General features: G+C 68.2%; 19 protein-coding genes. 10 read left to right on the top strand and 9 right to left on the bottom strand.

Going from position 1 to position 18,051, the window contains the following annotated elements:
• The 4 genes from ABN273_RS34360 to ABN273_RS34375 form a co-directional block, all read left to right on the top strand.
• Positions 1–233 (top strand): hypothetical protein (locus ABN273_RS34360; protein WP_502911173.1); only part of this gene is annotated, 233 nt, incomplete at its 5' end.
• A 59-nt stretch (positions 234–292) separates the two neighbouring features.
• The gene (locus tag ABN273_RS34365; protein ID WP_349453259.1) at positions 293–1,777 is read left to right on the top strand and encodes an NAD-dependent succinate-semialdehyde dehydrogenase; all 1,485 of its coding nucleotides are present in this window, start codon (positions 293–295) and stop codon (positions 1,775–1,777) included.
• Positions 1,778–2,325: 548 nt separating this feature from the next.
• The gene (locus tag ABN273_RS34370) at positions 2,326–3,066 is read left to right on the top strand and encodes an aminotransferase class III-fold pyridoxal phosphate-dependent enzyme (protein WP_349453260.1); all 741 of its coding nucleotides are present in this window, start codon (positions 2,326–2,328) and stop codon (positions 3,064–3,066) included.
• A gap of 107 nt (positions 3,067–3,173) precedes the next feature.
• Entirely contained in the window at positions 3,174–4,172 is a 999-nt protein-coding gene (locus tag ABN273_RS34375) for a phosphotransferase (RefSeq protein ID WP_349453402.1), read from the top strand.
• Positions 4,173–4,273: 101 nt separating this feature from the next.
• Here ABN273_RS34375 and ABN273_RS34380 read toward each other — a convergent pair whose 3' ends face one another.
• From ABN273_RS34380 to ABN273_RS34395, 4 genes are all read right to left on the bottom strand, one after another.
• Positions 4,274–4,915, bottom strand: a complete 642-nt coding sequence (locus ABN273_RS34380) for a CocE/NonD family hydrolase (protein WP_349453261.1) — start codon at positions 4,913–4,915, stop codon at positions 4,274–4,276.
• A gap of 764 nt (positions 4,916–5,679) precedes the next feature.
• Positions 5,680–6,210 (bottom strand): hypothetical protein, encoded by a 531-nt coding sequence (locus ABN273_RS34385; protein WP_349453262.1) that lies wholly within the window; start codon positions 6,208–6,210, stop codon positions 5,680–5,682.
• Positions 6,211–6,418: 208 nt separating this feature from the next.
• On the bottom strand, positions 6,419–6,613 hold the full coding sequence (locus tag ABN273_RS34390) for a hypothetical protein (protein WP_349453263.1): 195 nt from the start codon (positions 6,611–6,613) through the stop codon (positions 6,419–6,421).
• A gap of 872 nt (positions 6,614–7,485) precedes the next feature.
• Positions 7,486–8,631 (bottom strand): tyrosine-type recombinase/integrase, encoded by a 1,146-nt coding sequence (locus tag ABN273_RS34395; RefSeq protein ID WP_349453264.1) that lies wholly within the window; start codon positions 8,629–8,631, stop codon positions 7,486–7,488.
• 115 nt (positions 8,632–8,746) lie between these two features.
• Here ABN273_RS34395 and ABN273_RS34400 point away from each other — a divergent pair, with 115 nt between their 5' ends.
• Positions 8,747–9,490, top strand: coding sequence for a hypothetical protein (locus tag ABN273_RS34400; RefSeq protein ID WP_349453265.1), 744 nt, complete (start codon positions 8,747–8,749; stop codon positions 9,488–9,490).
• Positions 9,491–9,713: 223 nt separating this feature from the next.
• Here ABN273_RS34400 and ABN273_RS34405 read toward each other — a convergent pair whose 3' ends face one another.
• Entirely contained in the window at positions 9,714–10,454 is a 741-nt protein-coding gene (locus ABN273_RS34405; protein ID WP_349453266.1) for an Imm1 family immunity protein, read from the bottom strand.
• 411 nt (positions 10,455–10,865) lie between these two features.
• Here ABN273_RS34405 and ABN273_RS34410 point away from each other — a divergent pair, with 411 nt between their 5' ends.
• The 4 genes from ABN273_RS34410 to prfH all read left to right on the top strand — a co-directional run bounded on the left by ABN273_RS34410 (position 10,866) and on the right by prfH (position 14,047).
• Positions 10,866–11,555 carry a DUF899 domain-containing protein gene (locus ABN273_RS34410; RefSeq protein ID WP_349453267.1) on the top strand — a complete coding sequence of 230 codons (690 nt, stop codon included), beginning with the start codon at positions 10,866–10,868 and terminating at the stop codon, positions 11,553–11,555.
• Between the two features lie 72 nt (positions 11,556–11,627).
• Positions 11,628–11,810 (top strand): hypothetical protein, encoded by a 183-nt coding sequence (locus ABN273_RS34415; RefSeq protein WP_349453268.1) that lies wholly within the window; start codon positions 11,628–11,630, stop codon positions 11,808–11,810.
• Between the two features lie 297 nt (positions 11,811–12,107).
• A complete protein-coding gene (locus tag ABN273_RS34420) occupies positions 12,108–13,277 on the top strand; it encodes an RNA ligase RtcB family protein (RefSeq protein ID WP_349453269.1) in 1,170 nt (389 codons plus the stop codon).
• On the top strand, positions 13,274–14,047 hold the full coding sequence (gene prfH, locus ABN273_RS34425) for a peptide chain release factor H (RefSeq protein WP_349453270.1): 774 nt from the start codon (positions 13,274–13,276) through the stop codon (positions 14,045–14,047). Before ABN273_RS34420 ends, prfH begins: the two co-directional genes overlap by 4 nt.
• Positions 14,048–14,130: 83 nt before the next feature.
• Here prfH and ABN273_RS34430 read toward each other — a convergent pair whose 3' ends face one another.
• The 3 genes from ABN273_RS34430 to ABN273_RS34440 all read right to left on the bottom strand — a co-directional run bounded on the left by ABN273_RS34430 (position 14,131) and on the right by ABN273_RS34440 (position 16,294).
• The gene (locus tag ABN273_RS34430) at positions 14,131–14,259 is read right to left on the bottom strand and encodes a hypothetical protein (RefSeq protein WP_349453271.1); all 129 of its coding nucleotides are present in this window, start codon (positions 14,257–14,259) and stop codon (positions 14,131–14,133) included.
• 86 nt (positions 14,260–14,345) lie between these two features.
• Positions 14,346–14,936 (bottom strand): hypothetical protein, encoded by a 591-nt coding sequence (locus ABN273_RS34435; RefSeq protein ID WP_349453272.1) that lies wholly within the window; start codon positions 14,934–14,936, stop codon positions 14,346–14,348.
• A gap of 314 nt (positions 14,937–15,250) precedes the next feature.
• Entirely contained in the window at positions 15,251–16,294 is a 1,044-nt protein-coding gene (locus ABN273_RS34440) for a saccharopine dehydrogenase family protein (protein WP_349453273.1), read from the bottom strand.
• A 101-nt stretch (positions 16,295–16,395) separates the two neighbouring features.
• On the opposite strand from ABN273_RS34440, the gene ABN273_RS34445 reads away from it, so the two are divergent.
• Positions 16,396–17,343, top strand: coding sequence for a helix-turn-helix domain-containing protein (locus ABN273_RS34445; RefSeq protein WP_349453274.1), 948 nt, complete (start codon positions 16,396–16,398; stop codon positions 17,341–17,343).
• A gap of 379 nt (positions 17,344–17,722) precedes the next feature.
• Here the strand turns inward: ABN273_RS34445 and ABN273_RS34450 are convergent, their stop codons facing one another.
• Entirely contained in the window at positions 17,723–17,890 is a 168-nt protein-coding gene (locus ABN273_RS34450; RefSeq protein ID WP_349453275.1) for a hypothetical protein, read from the bottom strand.
• Between the last annotated feature and the right edge of the window lie 161 nt (positions 17,891–18,051).

Here is an 18,051-nt window from a genome sequence, read left to right on the forward strand (position 1 = left end):
CACAGTTCCTGTCCTCCGTCGGCACCCTGACGCTGCCGGTGCAGATCTACAACTCCCTGATGTTCGACATCGATCCCAGCGTGACCGCGGTCAGCGCGCTACTGATCGCCTTCGCAGTCCTCGCCCTGGTGCTGGTCGGGCTGGTGCGCTGGCTCGGCTCCGGCCGGCAGAACGCGCTGCTGTCGGTCGAGACCGCGACCGGGATCGCCGCCCCCGGAGGCGAGGCCGAATGACCACCCAGCGCTCGTGCTCCCGTGGCACACCATCCTGCGATCAGCGAAAGGCCATGCGCATGACTGACACGCTTACCTCTCCCTCATGGGAGTCGGCAGTCCTGGAATCCATCCCTCGTGGCTTCCTCGCCCACGACTGGCAACCCGCCGCCGGCGAGCGCACCTTCGAAGTGCGCAACCCCGCAACCGAAGAAGTCATAGCCACCGTCGCGGACTGCGGGGCACAAGACGCGTTGAGTGCGCTGGACGCGGCGGCCGCAGCCGCCGACGGGTGGGCCTTCACCAGCCCGCGGGACCGCGCGACCGTCCTGCACCGGCTCACCGACGCCATGATCGGGCACCGTGAGCGTCTGGCCCGGATCATCACCCTGGAGATCGGCAAGACGATCACGGAAGCCCGGGGCGAGGTCGACTACGCCGCAGCCTATTTCCGCTGGTACGCCGAGGAAGCGGTCCGCCAGCACGCTCGCAGCACCCCCTCCCCGGACGGCAAGAGTCACATCGTCACCGTCGCCGAACCGGTCGGGCCCTGCCTGCTGATCACTCCGTGGAACGTGCCGCTGGCCATGGCCGCCCGCAAGGTCGCCGCCGCCCTGGCTGCAGGCTGCACCGCCGTGCTCAAACCGGCTGGGCTCACCCCGCTGTCCTCCCTGGCGCTGGGCGAGCTGGCGCGCGAGGCCGGCGCGCCTCCAGGGGTCCTGACCGTGATCACCAGCAGCGACCCGGCAGCGGTCACCATGCCGCTGCTGGCCGACCCCCGGCTGCGCAAGCTGTCGTTCACCGGGTCCACCTCGGTCGGCAGGCTGCTGCTTCAGCAGAGCGGTGCGCGGGTGCTGCGCACCTCGATGGAGCTGGGCGGCAACGCGCCGTTCCTGGTCTTCGACGACGCCGACCTCGACCTCGCGGTCCGCGAAGCGATGATCGCGAGGATGCGGCTCGGCGGTCAGTCATGTGTCGGCGCCAACCGGTTCCTGGTCCAGGAGCAAATCGCCGACGCGTTCGCCGACGCGCTGGGCGAGCGGATGGCCGCCATCCGAGTGGGCCCCCCGGACCTGGAGGACACCGAGCTCGGCCCGCTGGCCGACCACCGTGCGGTGGACAAGGTCCGCCACCTCGTCGAGGACGCCGTGGCCCGTGGTGCCCTCGTCGTCGCCCAGGCGGACATCCCCGACGGGCCGGGTCACTACGCCGCCCCGACCGTGCTGGACCACGTCCCCGCCGACGCCGCGATCATGCACGAGGAGGTCTTCGGACCCGTCGCCGCCATCCACCGGTTCTCCACCGAAGCCGAGGCCATAGCGGTGGCCAACAACACCGAGCACGGCCTCGCGTCGTACCTGATGACGTCCCATATCGACCGCGCCCGCCGGGTCGCCGCCCGTCTGCAGGCCGGAATGGTCGGCATCAACCGCGGCCTGGTCTCCGAGGTCGCGGCACCCTTCGGCGGGATCAAGCAGTCGGGCCTGGGCCGCGAAGGCGGGCCCGAGGGCCTCCACGAGTACCAGCAGCTCAAGTACCTGTCCCTGCCCGGCTTTCACAGCTGAGCAAGCCGGCACGAGCGGAGCCCTCTCCCGCCTCGTGCGGGGCAACGCAGTGACCGGGGTGACGGTCCATTCCGCTACGTCCACCAGCGGCGCGGTCAAGGGTGGCCGCCAGTCTCCGGCCGCCTTAATGTCGCCAGCCTGGCCGCCCGGGCGGATCTTCGACAGGACGGCGGCGTGAAGCAGTTCCTGCCGTCGGCGCCTGCCTCTCAGTTCCTGGTCACCGACGGCAAAGGGCATCCAGCAGTTGGCGGGGCAGGCGTCTGGGACGTCAAGCAGCCACGGCAGCCCGGTGGGGAGTCTCGGTTCTTCCTCACCGGCCCCGCACCATGCTCCGCAGCCCCCATGGCACCCGTGATCCGCGTGCCATGGGGGGCTGCCATCTCCACCGACTTGACGAAGGAGACGGTCGACCGTGGACGCCATCGACGAGAAGATCATCGCCGAGCTGACCCGCAACGCCCGCAGGATCACCGCTGGGACCGAACGTCCGGCTCATCGACCCGCCGGACCCGCGCCTCGCCGCGCCGGGAACCACGCTCGACGAGCACATGCGGCAGCAGGTACGCGGCGCGATCGACGACCTCGAGCGCCACGGCTACCGCCTGGCAGCGCTGATCACCGACTGCGCCTACACCAGCGACGGCATCTTCACGGACCCGGTCGACTACATGCAGGGCGTGGCGGAGGAGGTGCACGCGGCCGGCGGTGTCTACATCGCGGACGAGGTGCAGTCCGGATTCGCCAGGCTCGGGGAGTCGATGTGGGGCTTCACCCGTCACGGCGTCCTGCCGGACATCGTCACCATGGGCAAGCCGATGGGTAACGGAATGCCGATCTCGGGTGTGGTCTTCCGCCCCGAGGTCAGCGAGGAGTTCGGACGCAACGTCCGCTACTTCAACACCTTCGGCGGCAGCTCGATCCCCGTGGCCGCCGGCGCGGCGGTGCTGGACGTCCTCGAGAAGGAGAATGTGCAGCAGCGCGTCCTGGAGAGCGGCAACGCTCTGCGCGCGGGACTGCGGGAGATCACCAAGGACTCCCCCTACGTCGCCGAAGTCCGCGGCGCCGGTCTGTACGTCGGCGTGGAGATCGTGAAGGACCGGGAAACTCTTGAGCCGGACCGCCTGCTGACCGAAGACGTCATCAACGACATGCGCGATCGCCGGATCCTCATCAACGGCACGGGCAAGTCGGCGAACACCCTGAAGATCCGCCCGCCGCTGGCCTTCGACTCCGCCGATGTGACCCGATTCCTGGAGACCTTCGCCGAGGTCGCGAAAAAACGTCTGTGACAGCCTGACCGAAGGGACTGACCGTGAACACCTCACCAGCCAAGACCCATGCTCAGCGGCTCCTCGAGGAGAGCGGCCTGACGTCGTCCCACGAGCCCATCGACGTGATGCTGGTGAGCATTCTCCTTGAGGAGCACTACCGCCTCACCGGGCGCTTGGGGCGACTGGCGACCGAGAAGGACGACACGTTCAGACTCAGCACGGGCTCGAGCAACTACCTCGTGAAGGTCTCACCACCTGACGAGGTGGGGGCGGTTGTCGCCCTCCAGACCGCCGCGATGCGCTACCTCGAAACCGCCGCTGCGCACTTGCCCGTCCAGCGGGTGAAGCTGACCGCCGACGGAGACGACCATGTCACGATCAGGCTGAACGACGGCAGAACGCGCATCCTGCGGGTGTTCGACTTCGTCGAAGGCCCGGTCCTGGCCGATGCGAACCCGGATGCGGAGCGGCTCGCCAGGGCGGGCGAGATGCTGGGGCTGGTCGACGTGGCGCTCAGGCCGTTCACGCACCCGGCGGACCGACGAGGTCTGGCATGGGACATCCGGCATTTCCACCAGATGACCGAACTGGTCGAGCACACGCCGAGCCCCGAGCACCGCCAGTTGGCCCAGTCGGTCTTCCGACTCTTTGGCGAAAACGTCGTCCCGAGGCTGAGTGATCTCGAAACGCAAGTGATCCACGGTGACTTCAGCCCTTACAACATCGTGGTGGACCCAGAGAAGAGCGATCACTTCGTCACCGGTGTCATCGACTTCGGTGACACGGTGCGCAGTGCGGTGATCTTCGACCCCGCCGTTCCCATGGCGAACCTGCTCGGCAGGACGCCGGATCATCCCTGGCGGGACGCCTGCGCCTTCGCCGCAGGCTACCAACGAAAGCGCCCGATCCCGGCCTCGGAACTCCCGCTGCTCCCGGTTGCCGCATTGGCACGGCTCACACTGCGTGCGCTGATCTCGAACTGGCGCGCGGAGCGCGCACCCGAACGGCGCGAGTACCTACTCGATCACGCCAAGGACGACTGGATCAACATCGAGCGTTCCTTGACCGTGAGCCTGGACGACGTCGTCGCGCACCTCAGTGAAGCCCGTCATGGGCATTCCTGAAAAGCCAGTCCCGACCACGGGCAGTTACTCCCAGAATAAAGGCAGGAGCATCCTCATGGCCATTCCCTCCAGTTCCGGCCGAAATACGTTTCGTTCGACTGCTACGGCACGATGAGTGCCATGCCGGGCCGTTCGATCACGCCGGAGTCCTCCGCCCAGAAGCTGCTAGGCATCACCCCGCGGCCCGCGCCGAGACCCGCTCCGACTTCAACACGCTGAACTTGACAAAGAACCAGCGCGAAAGCCCCGCCCGGGTACATGAAACGGTGCCCGAACTCGGCCGGGGCGTCCTGGATGAGGGCGATCTTCCACTCGGGGATCTCGCGGGCGGCCAGTTCCCACTGCGTGAAGCCGAGGTAGCTGGCTCCCCAGGTGGCCGGCACGCCGCCGAACCACGGCTGAGCGCGCAGCCAGCTCAGCGTGCCGTCGGCGTCGGCCGGGTCGATGGTGGAGCCGTCGAAGCGGCCGCCGGAGCCGGCCGTGCCGCGCAGGCTCTGGTACAGCACCTGGTAGCCGCGTTCGGCAAGCAGTTTCGGCAGCTGGTCCAGCGCGTTGCCGCGGCCGTACGGGCTGCGCAGCAGCACCAGCGGCGCCTTGTCCACATCGGCCGGGTAGTAGTGGGTGGCCAGCAGTCGCACCCCGTCGGCGGCGGGGATCTCGACATCGCGCCGCAGGACGCCGAAATCAGTCCCAAGCAGGGAGGCGGCAGGGTCTTTCGGTGTTTCCGATGCCCGTCTCCGCACCGGCCGTCCAACACCTATCCTGCCGATCTGGTTACCAAGGCGGTGGAGAGCCATTTCCTGCTCAAGCACGGCGGGCTGCCCGAACGGGTGAGGATCGCCGGGCATGCCGGCGCCTGAGACGGCGCCAGGCCCTCCGGACCGCGCCCGGAGGACCTGCCTCTGAGGGCGGGCGGCCGGCACCGTGACCCCGGCGCCACTGTTTGGCCCCCAGCATCCGGCGCGATGAGTCGGAAAGGAGCATCAGCAAGAGGAGGGCGCGCGTGAGTCCAGCTGCCTCACTCCATGCCGGTTGAGCAGGATCCGATACCAAGTTGACCGCCCCGCATGGACGAGCTCGGTCAGCCCGGAAGGCTGGCTCCAACGCAGGACGGCGGCGACCGTCTGGTCGGCGATGTCGGCGCCCAGCCGGTCGCTGGCGGCATCGGCCAAGGCTGTGACTTGCACCGCTCGATGTCGCATTTTCTGCATCGCTTCGTGTCGTCCCGCAGATGGGATTTCGGCTGCGGACAGTGGTACGCGGCATGGGGCCAGATTGGGACCCGCGCTGGCGACAGGGCGTTGACCTGGTGGGACGCTGTTCCGGGAAGGGGACAGTATCCAGATTCTGTCTGGTCGAGACCGTTCTGAAGATCGAAAAGTACGCCAAATAGCGATCCCAGAATCACGCCATAGAGCAATCCAAGTCACACCTGAGACAGACATCGAGACCGCCGCCCGGGTCGAACTCCGGGCGGCGGTCTCGGTGTCGTACGGCGTCGGATGGCTCAGCCGCGCCAGAGGTGGATCACCTTGGTGTTGTCGTTCAGCGCGCCGATATTGCGAACCGGCAGCGCGTGGTACTCGTAGTACCCGCCCTCGCTCGTGAGCTTCGACCAGGTGCAGCTGTTGTGGCCGATGACCGATGAGAGTGCGTAGGCGTACTCGCCGTCCAGGATGAAGGTATAGCCCTCGTGGTCACACGGACCGTACTGGCCGTAGAGGTCCACCATCAGGTCGCCGTAGTCCTGATGGCGGTACAGCGACGCCAGCTTGGTGTCCGCCGCGATCGATACACCACCCTCGACTCCAGCCTTGCGATGCGCATCGGCCGCGGAGACTGTCGAGCACTCCTTCGAGAGCACCTTGGAGACCCCGTTGGCATCGCGTTCCTTACTCAAAATCACCGCGCAGTATTCGCCCTTCTCGACGGCAGCCGCCGCGGCCGGAGCCAGGAACGCTCCGACGACGACGACGGTCGCGAGGGTGGCCAATGCCGCCCGAACGTTGAGATACATGGTGCGGATTCGGTTGCGCATGCTCAGGTGAACCTTTCATTCCGTGGGCCGGCATCAGGTCGAGCCGTCCCTTCTGCGGAAGTCGGCCCGCTCACTGTCGCAGGAAGAAATCACGCGCCGCGAGACTTGTAAGTCCTGGCTTAACCGTGCCGCTCAGGGTCTTGCGTGACCGCTTGGCGGCATGCTGTGACGGCGCTGCCGACGCGTATGGGGGGCGGATGCACAGGATTCACTTCATGGCCGACGACCTGGCGCGGGTGCGGGTGGCGCCGACGTTGGGTCCCATGGCCGAGACCCTGTTCAGCCTGTACGCGCTGCGCGGGCGGATGGCGGAGACGATGTTCACCGGATCTGGGACGACTGCCAGGAAGGCCGCTATGAGGTCGGCGTCCAGGCCGGACACCCGCTGGGCTTCTACTCCCACGCCTACGCCGGCGAGGTCGCCATGTGCCGGGTCCTGGCCGATCCGGACGGGGACCTCGCCGACCTGCGGAAAGAGACCAGCCTCTACCCCTCAGCGCTGGGTGCCGCACTCGTCGAGGGCGTAGTCAGACATCTGGAAGGGTTACGGCTCGAACATGGCAGGATAAGTCCGGCGCGATAACGATCACCAGCGTGTTTCCCCAGGCCGTGGTGCTCGATATCTTTCTTTATGTCAAGCCGCCCGGAAGCTCCCGGGTTACACACCGTCGCTTTGGGCCGGGCGGCTCGATTCTTACCGGCCCTTATACGGGACCACAGTCCGATGCCAGGTAGATTCCTCGGCCGCGAGGGGCCCCGGCGCCGGCGTATCGAAACGACTTGTAGAGGTCCGCGCCGGAGATCGTGTAGGGCCCCGGGTCGGGCCAGTTGTTGATGTCCACGCAGAAGGTCTTGGACGTCGTGCAGGTGTTCTTCACCTCAACGTAGCGGCCGTTATTTTCCGTATACCACTTCGAGACGGAAATGCCGCAAGCGGCTGTGACATCGGTTCCCGATGAGACCTCGGCAGATGCCAGCGCGGGGGTGGTTCCGCCCATGAGCGCAGCCGCTGCGATGAGTCCCCCTGCCAAGGTGCCGATCTTACGTCCAAACAACTTGTTTCCCCTTTCTGAGGCGCCCAGTCGGTCGACTGGGATGGATCATGGGCCTCAGGCTAGGGATCGGCGGTATGTAGCCGGTATGCCGCCTACGGCGGTGGCCAGTACGCCGATGCCCCGAGCGCATCCCCAATGGATGCACGCCAGAGGCGCCGTCTACGACTACAAGGGGCGTGGTGAGCGGCATCGGGGACTCAGCCCTGGAACTCCCTGCTCTTCACCCCGTAGAACGTGGCGTTCGCCGGCCTGACGGGGTTCTTCTCCAGCACATCGGCCAGATCGGCGCACATGGGGTGTGACGTGCCACAGTTAGCGTCGCTATTTCTGCCACGCTTTCGTCGTGGTGGGATGCCCAGGTCTCGTGGTCATAGGTCTTCGACGTAGCCGGCGGCGATGTCGTCGGGGGGTTGGTGTACAGCCGCAAGTAGCGGTCGTTGGCGTGGCCCAGGCGCCGCTCGAGCTCGGCGCGGTTGTGGCCGGAGGTCTCCGAGAGCCGGTAGCCGAAGGTGTGGCGCAGGTCGTGGGGGCGGAGGACGCCGAGCTGGCGTTCGCGGTCGGTGATCTGTGCGTCGTGCAGGCGGCCGATCTCACCGACGATCGTGTTGATCGACCGTGGTGAAAGCCGACCTCCTGGGCGGCGGGCGCCGATCGAAGATGCCGCGAGGAACAGTGCCTGGCTGTGCTCGTCGATGTCGCCAGGCCGTTCGGCATCGAGGTAGTCGGCGACAGCGTGGCGGGCGTCGCGGCCGAGGAACACCGTCCGGCTGGTGCGTCCTTTGCCGCGTACGCTGATCAGCTTGGCTTTTTTGGCTTGCCGCAGTTCGGCAGGGTCGGCGGGGTGGAGCTGGTCCAGATCGAGGCCGACGACCTCGGCGCGGCGCAGCCCGGTCCCGAGGATGAGGTGCACAATCGCCCGGTCCCGCAGCGGCCGGGCATGCCGGTGCACGGCGGGTGTCTCGTCACCGCCGCGGTGGCGGCGGCCGGTCAGCCGGTGGAAGCTTTCGATCCGATCCAGCACGTTCTTGAATGTGCGGACCTGTGCTCCGGCCAAGGCCCGGACCTGAGGCGCGGGGAGCCGCAGCGGGTCGACCTTCTTGGTCGGGTCGCCGCCGCGGATCAGCCCGGCGGGGGCGTGCATGATGATCCAGGAGAACAGCGCCGACAGATGGGCGAGGTGATTGTTGACCGTGGTGGGCGCCATCGCAGCTGTGGCGCCGTCGCGGCCGAGGTTGCCTTGGGCGGCCAGATGGTCGCGCCATGCGGCGACTTCGCGGGGGGTGACGGACGAGATGCGGTCGTGGCCGTGGGCGGCGGTGAACCATGCGGTGAATCGGCTGAGGTGCCTGGCGATCTTGCCGGTCACCTCCGAGTTCTCTCCGCGAGGGGGGCTCCAGTTCCCTCCGGACTTCCCCCTTCAGTTCCCTTCAGAAGTGAAAAACCCTTAGCGGAGGCGGGGCGTGGCTGAGTAGGTTGACTGAATGGATCTTGACGAATTTGACGATGATCCTGGGCTCTTCGACTTCGACGCCGATGAGCTCGCCACGCTGCCGCCCGTACGGCTAGCGGATCTGCGTGAGCTGGCCGCGGACGCGCGTCAGAGCCTCTCGTTGACGCGGGCAGTCGAGTATGCCAGGGGCGCGGAGCAGCTCGGGTATGACCCGGACGACCTCCCGCCCGACGACCTCTCCGATGAGGAGAACCGCGTGTTCTGGCTGGCTGCAAACGTAGGCTTCCTGGAGGTCAGGGAGGGGTTCTTCGCCAAGGAACTCGCCTTCGCCTGGCCTGAGGTCTCCGACGCGCAGGCGGTCGAGATGTGGGCGAAAGGCATGTACGGAGTACTCGTCGCCAACGTCACGGACCAACTTGAGATGGATCTCCTCGACGAGCTCCTCGATCAGGACCCGGACGCTGAGGACGCCCTGCCCCCTTTCAACGACGCCTTCCATAAGCTCGTCCCCGTGCTGCTGGTCGCACTGCTCCGGGCACCGGGCAGTGTGCCGGTCAGTGAGCTGCGCCGAGTCGCCGTAGGCCGGACCGGGCAGTGGTCCTGGGACATGGTCGAGGCGCGGCAGGGCGACCCACTTGCCGACACCCTGCAGGTCCTCACCGAATACGGTGCCGCCGTAGTCGAGAATGACGCGGTGCGACTGACGCCACTCGGGCTCTACGGCACGGTGTTCCACATGCAACAGGACGGTCACGCCGTCCCTGTCGCAGGCTGACGAGCCGCGACACCCTGCTGGTCCAGGTGTAGGTGCTGAATCCATTGACGGAGAGGTTTGCGGAAGGGAAAGATCGGTCTCTTCTCTGTCGGTCATAACTTGGAAGAGCAGGTCACACCGCGTTTGTCGAATTCCAGACAGCCAGTGGCGTCATTGTGTGACGGGCGTGCTCCCCGCTCGCGATCCGAGCGGGTGCTTGTCCGCGCGACAGGCCATCCCGCCCTCACTCGACCGAGGGGTCCTTGTAATCGTCCAGCAGTGGCGGTTCTGTCCCGATCCAGTTTGCGTCCGGGCTGGTTTCGGCGGGATGCTCCGGATGCTGGGTGCCGGCCATCTCACACCACGGATCCTCGCAATACATGATCCGTTCTTCCGGTTCTGGTGTGTCGAGGCGTCCCCCGCCAAGGTCGCCAGGAGTCCAGTCGATGCATTCGGGCCTCTGTCCTGTGCCGGTGCGGCAGAACTCCTCCAAAGCGGCACGGATCTGGGCCACCGGCAGGGTGCTGCGCGGGTAGTGGTAGCGGGGAAAGCCCGGGTCGGAGAACACATGAGGGTCGAAGGCGGGCGGGTGCGGGTTGTCCGAGACCCACACGTGCTCGGCGATGCTCGGGGCGACTGGCAGAGTGGTGTCATCCGTGACGAACCACATGAGGGCGCCATAACCGGTTGCCGCGTTCACGGAGATGCCCAGGTAGTTGTCGAACTGGTGCGGGAGATCGTCCGGGTCCTGCCGCTGCTTGATGAAGGCGAATTCGGCGGTCATGCCGCCAGCCGGCCAGCTGGGCTCGGGCAGGCTGTCGATGATCTCCAGGATGCTCGCGGCCAAGGCCTCTGGTATCGGCTCTGGGTCTGGCTCCGATTCAGGATCCGGCAGGTTCTCGACCACCTCCATGACCAACCGCATCATCTCCGGCCACGACTCGGCGTAGCGAACTCTGCCATGCATGAAAGCGCTCAGGATCAACGTCCAGTCCCTCTGGCAGTGGTGGGATATCGGCGGGCAACCTTGGGACCAGCGTGCCCGGCCGGATCCTTGTCCTTCAACTCCGCGAAGCGAGATGAAGAGCGCACACTGCGTTCCGCAGCGTGTCGTAAATATCCTCATCCTCTTCCTCGTCCTCCTCATCCTCGTCAAGGTCGTCGGAGAAGCTAGGGAAAGCCGAGATCCGCGATGTGGTCTGCGATGGCGTCGGGCGAGCGCCCGCGTCTAGCGGACGGGTAGTGAACATTGAAGGCGGAGATCATCTCACCGTCCAGCTGGGGAACGGACGCGACGACGCCCCGTCGGCCCCTGACCCGGCCACCGATGAATTCGACGAGCGGGGCCGGTCTACCCCTACGCACTGCAAGGTACGCACCCGATCAGTGAGGGACCATGAACACGAACGCACTACCGCCCGTCGTCGACGCCGACACCTGGCAGCGTCAGCTCGAAGCACTCCGGGCCCGGGAGAAGGCCGCGACCCGGGAACTCGACGCCATCGCCGCCGAGCGCCGCCGCCTGCCCATGGTGCAGATGCCGGACTACACCCTCGAGGGCGAGGACGGACCGGTTCGGCTGGCGGACGTCTTCGAAGGCAGGAGGCAGCTGATCGTCTACAACCACATGTGGTTCCCGGGCAAGGAGTGGCAGTGCTCGGGCTGCACGGGGTTCACCTCGCAGTTCGCCCGGCTGGAATTCCTGGACAACTACGATGCCCGGTTCGTCATCGTCACCCAGGGCCCGATCGACGAGGCACTCGCCTACAGGCGGCGGGTCGGGAACAAGATGGCCTGGTATTCCACCGCGAACAGCCCGTTCGGCACCGACGTCGGCGCACCGCCCGGCGGAGGCTTCGCCGTCAACGTGTTCCTGCGCGATGGCGACACCGTGTATCGCACCTGGCACACCAACGGCCGGGGCACCGAGCAGCTCACCCACACCTTCGCGCTGATCGACGTGCTGCCGTACGGGCGCCAGGAGGAGTGGCAGGACTCGCCCGACGGCTGGCCGCAGTCGCCCACCTACAGCCGGTGGTCCACCGCCGAGGACATCGCCGCACACTACGGCCCGGATACCGCCTAGGGTCTCAGCAGCCGAGAACGCTTCAGCCCTGGGCATGCCGATACGTCCGATGAGCGTCTTGAAGCCGCTCGAATGTATCTGCTCAAGATTCTCAAGAACGGATCGGAGGCGGCGAGATTCTACGGCGATGACGAGATTCTCGAGCTTGCCGATCAGCTCCGGCACGACCTTGCGGAGCACATGCTTCTTGCCGCCGACAAACTGAAGAAGGCACTGGAAACGCGCGGTTACAACGGGTCTTCCGCGCACGGGTGAGATCTGTGGATTGTCGGCTGGTCGGAGGATGGGGATCGGCGTACGACCATTCGTTCCGGCAGAATGAGGCACCACGCAAGACCCAGAATGGGGGCGTGCAGGCATACAGACCGGTGCGGCCTAAAACCACTTGCCTCGCGTGGTGAGCTCGGGGAACGTGGTGTTCATGATGCTCTGACGGACAGCACCCGCTATTTCGAGATGCCACGGCGCCTGCTCGCGCCGTGATGCCGCCCGCCCATACTCTGTTCAGCGAAGAGAGCGTTTTTGTCTCAGCAACACTCCCGGCAGGAGCTTTTGCCGCCGTCCACCTGGGCCATCGGGTCGGCCACCGTCACCGTGTTCGCCTCCCCCACAAGCTGGATCGAATCCGATGCCGTCGCGCAATGCCACCAGGTGGCCACCCTCGACGGCATGATGCACGTCGCCGCCATGCCGGACCTGCACCCCGGCAAGGGCGCCCCCATCGGCGCCGCCATGGCGTCGGCCATCTTGTACCCGTTCCTGGTGGGCTCCGACATCGGCTGCGGCATCGCCGTGTTCCCCATCAAGCTCAAGCGAGCCGTACCCGAGAAGCTCGCCGCCCGGTTCCCCGATCTCGATCGCGCGCTCGACCCTGAGCAGGATGCCGACGATCCCGCCTGGGCCGTGGTCAAGGGTGATATTCCCGCAGGTCACGTCGAGGGCCTCGGGACGGTCGGCCGGGGCAACCACTTCGTCGAGCTGGCGCGGATCGGGACCGTCTTCGAGCCGGAGCACGCGAGCCGTCTCGGACTCGCAGACGGCGACCTGGTCCTCGTCGTCCACAGCGGTTCCCGGGGGCTGGGCGAGCGGATCCTGCGGGCGCACACCGAGGTGCACGGCGCGGGCCCCGCCCCTGATCCCGGCGCCTACCTGGCGATGCATGACGACGCCGTACGCTGGGGATCGCTCAACCGGCGGCTGCTGGCCGCCCGGGTCGCCCACGCGCTGGGGTTCGAGCCCACCGAGCCGATCGTCGACCAGTGCCACAACCTGGTCGAGCTCCGCGACGGGATCTACCTGCACCGCAAGGGGGCGGCGCCGGGTGACGGCCGCGACGTGCTCATCGCCGGTACGCGAGGCACCCCTTCCTACCTCGTGGCCGCCCACGCCGGGCCGGACGCCAACCATTCCGTGGCGCACGGCGCGGGCCGCAAGATGTCGCGTGCCGACGCCCTGCGCCGAGGCCGGGCCAAGCACACGGTTGAGGAGCTGCGCCGCACACCGATGGGGTCGCTGGTGGTGTGCGGCGACCGCCAGCTGCTCTTCGAGGAGGCGCCGACCGCCTACAAACGCATCGAGCAGGTCATCGCCGACCTCGTCGACCATGACCTGGCCACGCCCGTGGCCACCACGATCCCTCTGGTCACCTACAAGACGGCCGACCTCGGGTCCGCGCCCCAAAGGGACCGCCGGGAGCAGCGCCGCAAGCGAGGCCGGCCGTGAGCGTCCACCTGCTCCTGTCGGCCGGGCGCGGCCCACAGGAGTGCGCCTGGGCACTGGCCCAGCTGCTGCACCGCCTGGAAGCCGGCGCCACCCGGCAGAAGCTGGAGACCCATCGAGCCCAGACCGTTCCCGGTGACCGGCCCGGCACCTACCGATCGGTCCTCATCCAGATCGCAGGAGACGACGCCGAGGCATTCGCCGCCTCGTGGACCGGAACCCTGTGCTGGCAGGCCCCCAGCCCGTACCGGGCCAACACCGGCCGAAAGAACTGGTACGTCATCGCCCAACCGTGTCAGGTCGGTACGCCGCGCACGACGTTCGCGGAAGCGGACGTCGACATCGTCGCCTGCCGCACCGGCGGCCCCGGCGGGCAACATCGAAACAAGGCCAGCACGGCCGTACGGGCGATCCACCGGCCCACGGGGATCGTCGTCGTGGTCGACACCGAGCGCCAGTTCAGCCTCAACCGCCGCATCGCGATTCGGCTGCTGCGACAGCGCATCGAGCACGGCGACGAGGCGGCAGGACGCGCCGTCGCCACCGCCCGCTGGCGCGTCCACGATGAGCTCGTACGCGGCAACCCCACCCGTATCGAACGTCCGGAAACGTCGAAGCAGGACCTGGCTCCGCAGAAGCAGACGCGCCGACGACGGCGCCGGTCCACCCCGGCCACGCCCACCGCCGAAGGAGAATCGCATCCGACAACATGGGGGTCGTTAGGGCCAGAGCGCGCAGTGCCGCCGCCCGGCTGCGCCGCCTGCCCACGGTAAGCCTCCGACGCCGGTCAGCCGTTCGGACTGCCGAAGGGGCCTTTGCCCATGTTCTTCTGCGCGACGGCAGGCTCGATGCCGGTCTACCCGGGCGTGGCGGCCATGATGCTCCTCGCGGCCTCAGCCTCGGCCTGGGCGGGCTCGCGGCCGCCTCGGCGGATGATCACGTCCGACACCCGGCCCCAGCGCAGCGGCCTCAAGGTCTGCCTCATCGTGGCATGCCGGGATCGCCCGCTCGCCGGACGTGCCACCTGGACGCGTAGCACTTCGAGAAGGTGAGGCGCCTCCTCGAAGCGCGTCACGGAATGACGTCGGCCACGATCTTGGTGGCGGCCTTCTGACACGTGGAGAGCCGGCCACTGATGTTCGCCTGGGCGGCCGAGTTGCTGGCGCACCGCCATCCGTCGACGGTCGCGACTCCGGCGCTGCCCTGTTTGGGGGTGTCTCGCCGGTAGTAGGTGCGGAACGTCCGCAGGGCGGTGCCGCAGTCGGCGCGGCCCGCGGCGACCGCGACCGCGGCCATGGGCCCGCCTCCGGGCGGCTGGATCTCGCCGCACACGGTGCCGGGCCGGGCGAGCACGGCCTTGCGCGAGGGCCGAGGCGTCGGCGCCTGAGTCTCGGGGGCCTGAGTCTCGGGGGCCTGAGTCTCGGGGGCCTGAGTCTCGGGGGCCTGAGTCTCGGGGGCCTGAGTCTCGGGGGCCTGAGTCTCGGGGGCCTGAGTCTCGGGGGCCTGAGTCTCGGGGGCCTTGGACTCCGGCAGCGGCGTCCCGGACGCCGGTGGGGGCGATGTGGCGACAGAGGACGGCGCCGTCTGGAGCTCGGGCCCGCCCCCGCAGGCGGTGAGGGACAGCAGCAGCACCGAAACGCAGGCGGTGACAAAGGGACGCACCAGCACGACTCTCCACGACTCGACTTCGAGATTCGCCCAGTCTTTCACCACAGAGGAACCAGCCGGCCCGTACGAGCCAGCCGTGTGCGGGTTGACGGGCCGGCTCGACGTGTGCTCCCTGTACGGTCGCCCTCCGGGGCGACCACCTGCCGGCCGGGGCCGCCCGGTGGGGTCGGGGCCGGAGATGACACGCCATTCCTTTTACCGATCGGCGCCGGGCCGAACCGGACCTGCTGGTCCCGGACGTCTACGGATGATCGGCCTGCTCATCGACCGCACTGACCACGGTCCGGCATCCCGGTCCGGGTCGCCGGTCAGCCGTGTGCCTCGAGCGGGACGTGCAGTGAGAGGTGCGTGGACAGAGCCCGCAGGAAGTCCGGGGCGTCGAAGACCGCGCCCGCGGAGGCGACGCCGGTGGTCCTGGTCCGGCCGGTGAGGACGCGGTCGACGGCCTCCACCGCGAGCGGCGCGCTGATGGCGTAGATGTCCTGACCGGCGGCGGACACGCGGCGTTCCGTGCCGCCCGAGCGGACGAGGACGTCGACGACGAAGGTCTGCGCCGAGCGACCGCGCTCGTCGACGGGGGTCGGTGCCGAGGCGTCGGGAGCGGACAGGTCCGCGGCAGCCTTGGCGGCCATGTAGGTGCGCACTTCCGGGATGGCCAGGTGGCTGGGAACGGTGACGATGTCGGCCATGCTGAACTCTCCGATGACCTTCTGGGGGCCGAGCGGAGCCGGGAAGGCCCACTCCAGGGTCGGCAGAGCGTCATCGTGGTACTCCAGCCGTCCGCCGGTGTAGCGGACGCGGCGGCCACTCCGTCGCTGCCCCGAGACCACGCCCGAAGCGAGCGTTCCCGTGGTGGGGTGCCAACTGCTCAGGCCGTAGGCGATGTGCGCCTCGTCCGCCGCCGTCCAGTCGCCCATCGCGGTGGTGACCAACAGGTCGCCGAGGCCGCCGTAGAAGGCCATCGCCGGGACCACCACAGTGCCCGCGGCGCGGGCGCGCTCCGCGAAGTGCGCGAACGTGTCAACGTTCGCCTCGATCTCGGCCGCCACGTCGACATACGGGATGCCGGCGCGCAGTGCCGCCTCGACCAGCGGGGCGCCGGTCGAGGCGAAGGGCCCGGCACAGTTGATCACGGCGGCCGCGCCGTTCAGCGCGCGGTCGAGCGAGGCCGGATCGTCGACCGACGCCTGCCGCGCCTCGAGCCCAGGATTGTCCTGCGCCAGCGCCAGCAGCTTGTCCTGGTCGCGACCGAGGAGCAGCGGGACGTATCCGCGCGCCCGCAACTCCGCGACCACGAACCGCCCGGTGTGCCCGTAGGCGCCGAACACCGCCACGTTCCGACCCGATCCCATATCTGCTCCCACCTGCTCAAAGTGATCCACGTCGGAAATTCTGTCCCGGTCGGCTCACTGGTGCCAGCGTCCGGAACGACATGACCCGTACAATTTCCGACATGAGTTCTGTCCCGCGCTCCGTCGCGGTCGCCGCTACCGACGGGATGCTCCACTTCGAGCTGGGCCTGGCCTACGAGGTGTTCGGCTCCGCCCCGGACGCCGTGCCAGGCCCCTGGTACGACGTCAGTGTGTGCGGCACGCACGCCGTCCAGGTCGGCCGGTTCCTGCTGGAGCCGGACCACGGGCTCGACCGGCTGGCGCACTCCGGCACCGTGATCGTCCCCGCCTTGGCGGACGTCGACGAGGACCCGCCGGCCGACCTGGTCGAGGCGGTGCGCGCGGCTCACGAGTCGGGCGCGCGGGTGGTCTCCCTGTGCACGGGCGTGTTCGTGCTCGCCGCCGCCGGCCTGCTGGACGGGCTGCGCGCGACCACGCACTGGGCCCACACCGAGGAGCTCGCCGCGCGCTATCCCCGGGTGGAGGTCGACCCGGACGTGCTCTACGTCGACAACGGCAGCGTGCTCACGTCTGCGGGCAAGGCCGCAGCGATGGACCTGTGCCTGCATCTGGTCCGCCGCGATCACGGCTCGGCCATCGCCAACGTGGTCGCCCGCCGTCTGGTCGTGCCGCCCCACCGGGCCGGTGGCCAGGCCCAGTTCGTCGCCACACCGGTGCCCGCCCAGGACGGCCATCCCCTGGCCGAACTGCTCACCTGGGTGCTGCGGCGACTGGACCAGCCGCTCACCGTGGAGGACCTGGCCCGCCAGGCGAACATGAGCTCGCGCCACCTGGCCCGCCACTTCCGCTCGATAGCCGGCACCACCCCGCTGCAGTGGCTGATGACCCAGCGGATCCGCCGCGCGCAGGAGCTGCTGGAGACCACGGACGACAGCGTCGACGCCATCGCCTCGGCCGCGGGCATGGGCACGGCGACGACACTGCGCCGCCACTTCCACCGCACGATCGGCGTGCCACCGGACACCTACCGCCGCACGTTCCGGGCGTGAGGCCGCGCGATGTCAGCGCGATCGAAATCCGTAGTGGCTGCCCGATGCTCGTTCAACGCCGTCATACCCGCCTTGCCGGTGGCGTCTGTCACCAGCTGCCGCAGCTGTCTCTGATGAGCCTCCCGCTTCGCCGGGATCGGCCGCGACGACATCCTCCACCAGGTGGAGGTCGCCGAACGGAGCCGACTAGCGTACCCGCCGCAACGAGCCAGTGAGAACGCCAACCTCTTCGGCATCATCACCGTCGGTATCCATCCTGGACTTGCCAGACTGGGCTCAGGAAGCGAACGGCCGTTGAAGTGACCGGGATCGACTGGAGGCTCGGGTGGGACGGAGGATCGCAGTCGCTGCCATGTGCACGGTGGCCCCGCCCGATTGCTCACCGTTTGCCCCTCACCGCGCGGACCACTTCGGCGAGAGCGCGCAACACCCGTGCCCGGTCGGCCGCCGGGCAGCCCCGGGTGGCTATGAGGACCATCAGCACCGCCGCGACAGCCGCGCATGCCACGCCGGCCATCGGCACCAGTGCCCACATCTCGAGGTTCATCGACGTGTCCTTTCCCTGTCCGGCAGCCGGAGAGCCGGCTGCGACGCCGCCCGCCAGTTCAGCCGGCGGTCGGCAGCACATGAAGGGTTATCGGACACACCGGATCGGCACCGGAAACGCCCAGGTGGCGCAGGCCCCGACCGGCGATCCGGCCGGACGCG

It is taken from the genome of Nonomuraea sp. B19D2 (assembly GCF_040137845.1).
In the GTDB taxonomy this organism is placed as follows: Bacteria; Actinomycetota; Actinomycetes; order Streptosporangiales; family Streptosporangiaceae; genus Nonomuraea.

Excerpts from the sequence above, each read along its gene's own strand:
- ABN273_RS34400 (WP_349453265.1), top strand. The coding sequence starts at position 8,747 with ATGGATCTTGACGAATTTGACGATGATCCTGGGCTCTTCGACTTCGAC.
- ABN273_RS34375 (WP_349453402.1), top strand. The coding sequence starts at position 3,174 with ATGCTGGTGAGCATTCTCCTTGAGGAGCACTACCGCCTCACCGGGCGC.
- ABN273_RS34445 (WP_349453274.1), top strand. The coding sequence starts at position 16,396 with ATGAGTTCTGTCCCGCGCTCCGTCGCGGTCGCCGCTACCGACGGGATG.
- ABN273_RS34430 (WP_349453271.1), bottom strand. The coding sequence starts at position 14,259 with ATGAGGCAGACCTTGAGGCCGCTGCGCTGGGGCCGGGTGTCGGACGTG.
- ABN273_RS34365 (WP_349453259.1), top strand. The coding sequence starts at position 293 with ATGACTGACACGCTTACCTCTCCCTCATGGGAGTCGGCAGTCCTGGAA.
- ABN273_RS34450 (WP_349453275.1), bottom strand. The coding sequence starts at position 17,890 with ATGAACCTCGAGATGTGGGCACTGGTGCCGATGGCCGGCGTGGCATGC.
- ABN273_RS34415 (WP_349453268.1), top strand. The coding sequence starts at position 11,628 with ATGTATCTGCTCAAGATTCTCAAGAACGGATCGGAGGCGGCGAGATTC.
- ABN273_RS34385 (WP_349453262.1), bottom strand. The coding sequence starts at position 6,210 with ATGCGCAACCGAATCCGCACCATGTATCTCAACGTTCGGGCGGCATTG.
- ABN273_RS34440 (WP_349453273.1), bottom strand. The coding sequence starts at position 16,294 with ATGGGATCGGGTCGGAACGTGGCGGTGTTCGGCGCCTACGGGCACACC.
- ABN273_RS34370 (WP_349453260.1), top strand. The coding sequence starts at position 2,326 with ATGCGGCAGCAGGTACGCGGCGCGATCGACGACCTCGAGCGCCACGGC.
- ABN273_RS34410 (WP_349453267.1), top strand. The coding sequence starts at position 10,866 with ATGAACACGAACGCACTACCGCCCGTCGTCGACGCCGACACCTGGCAG.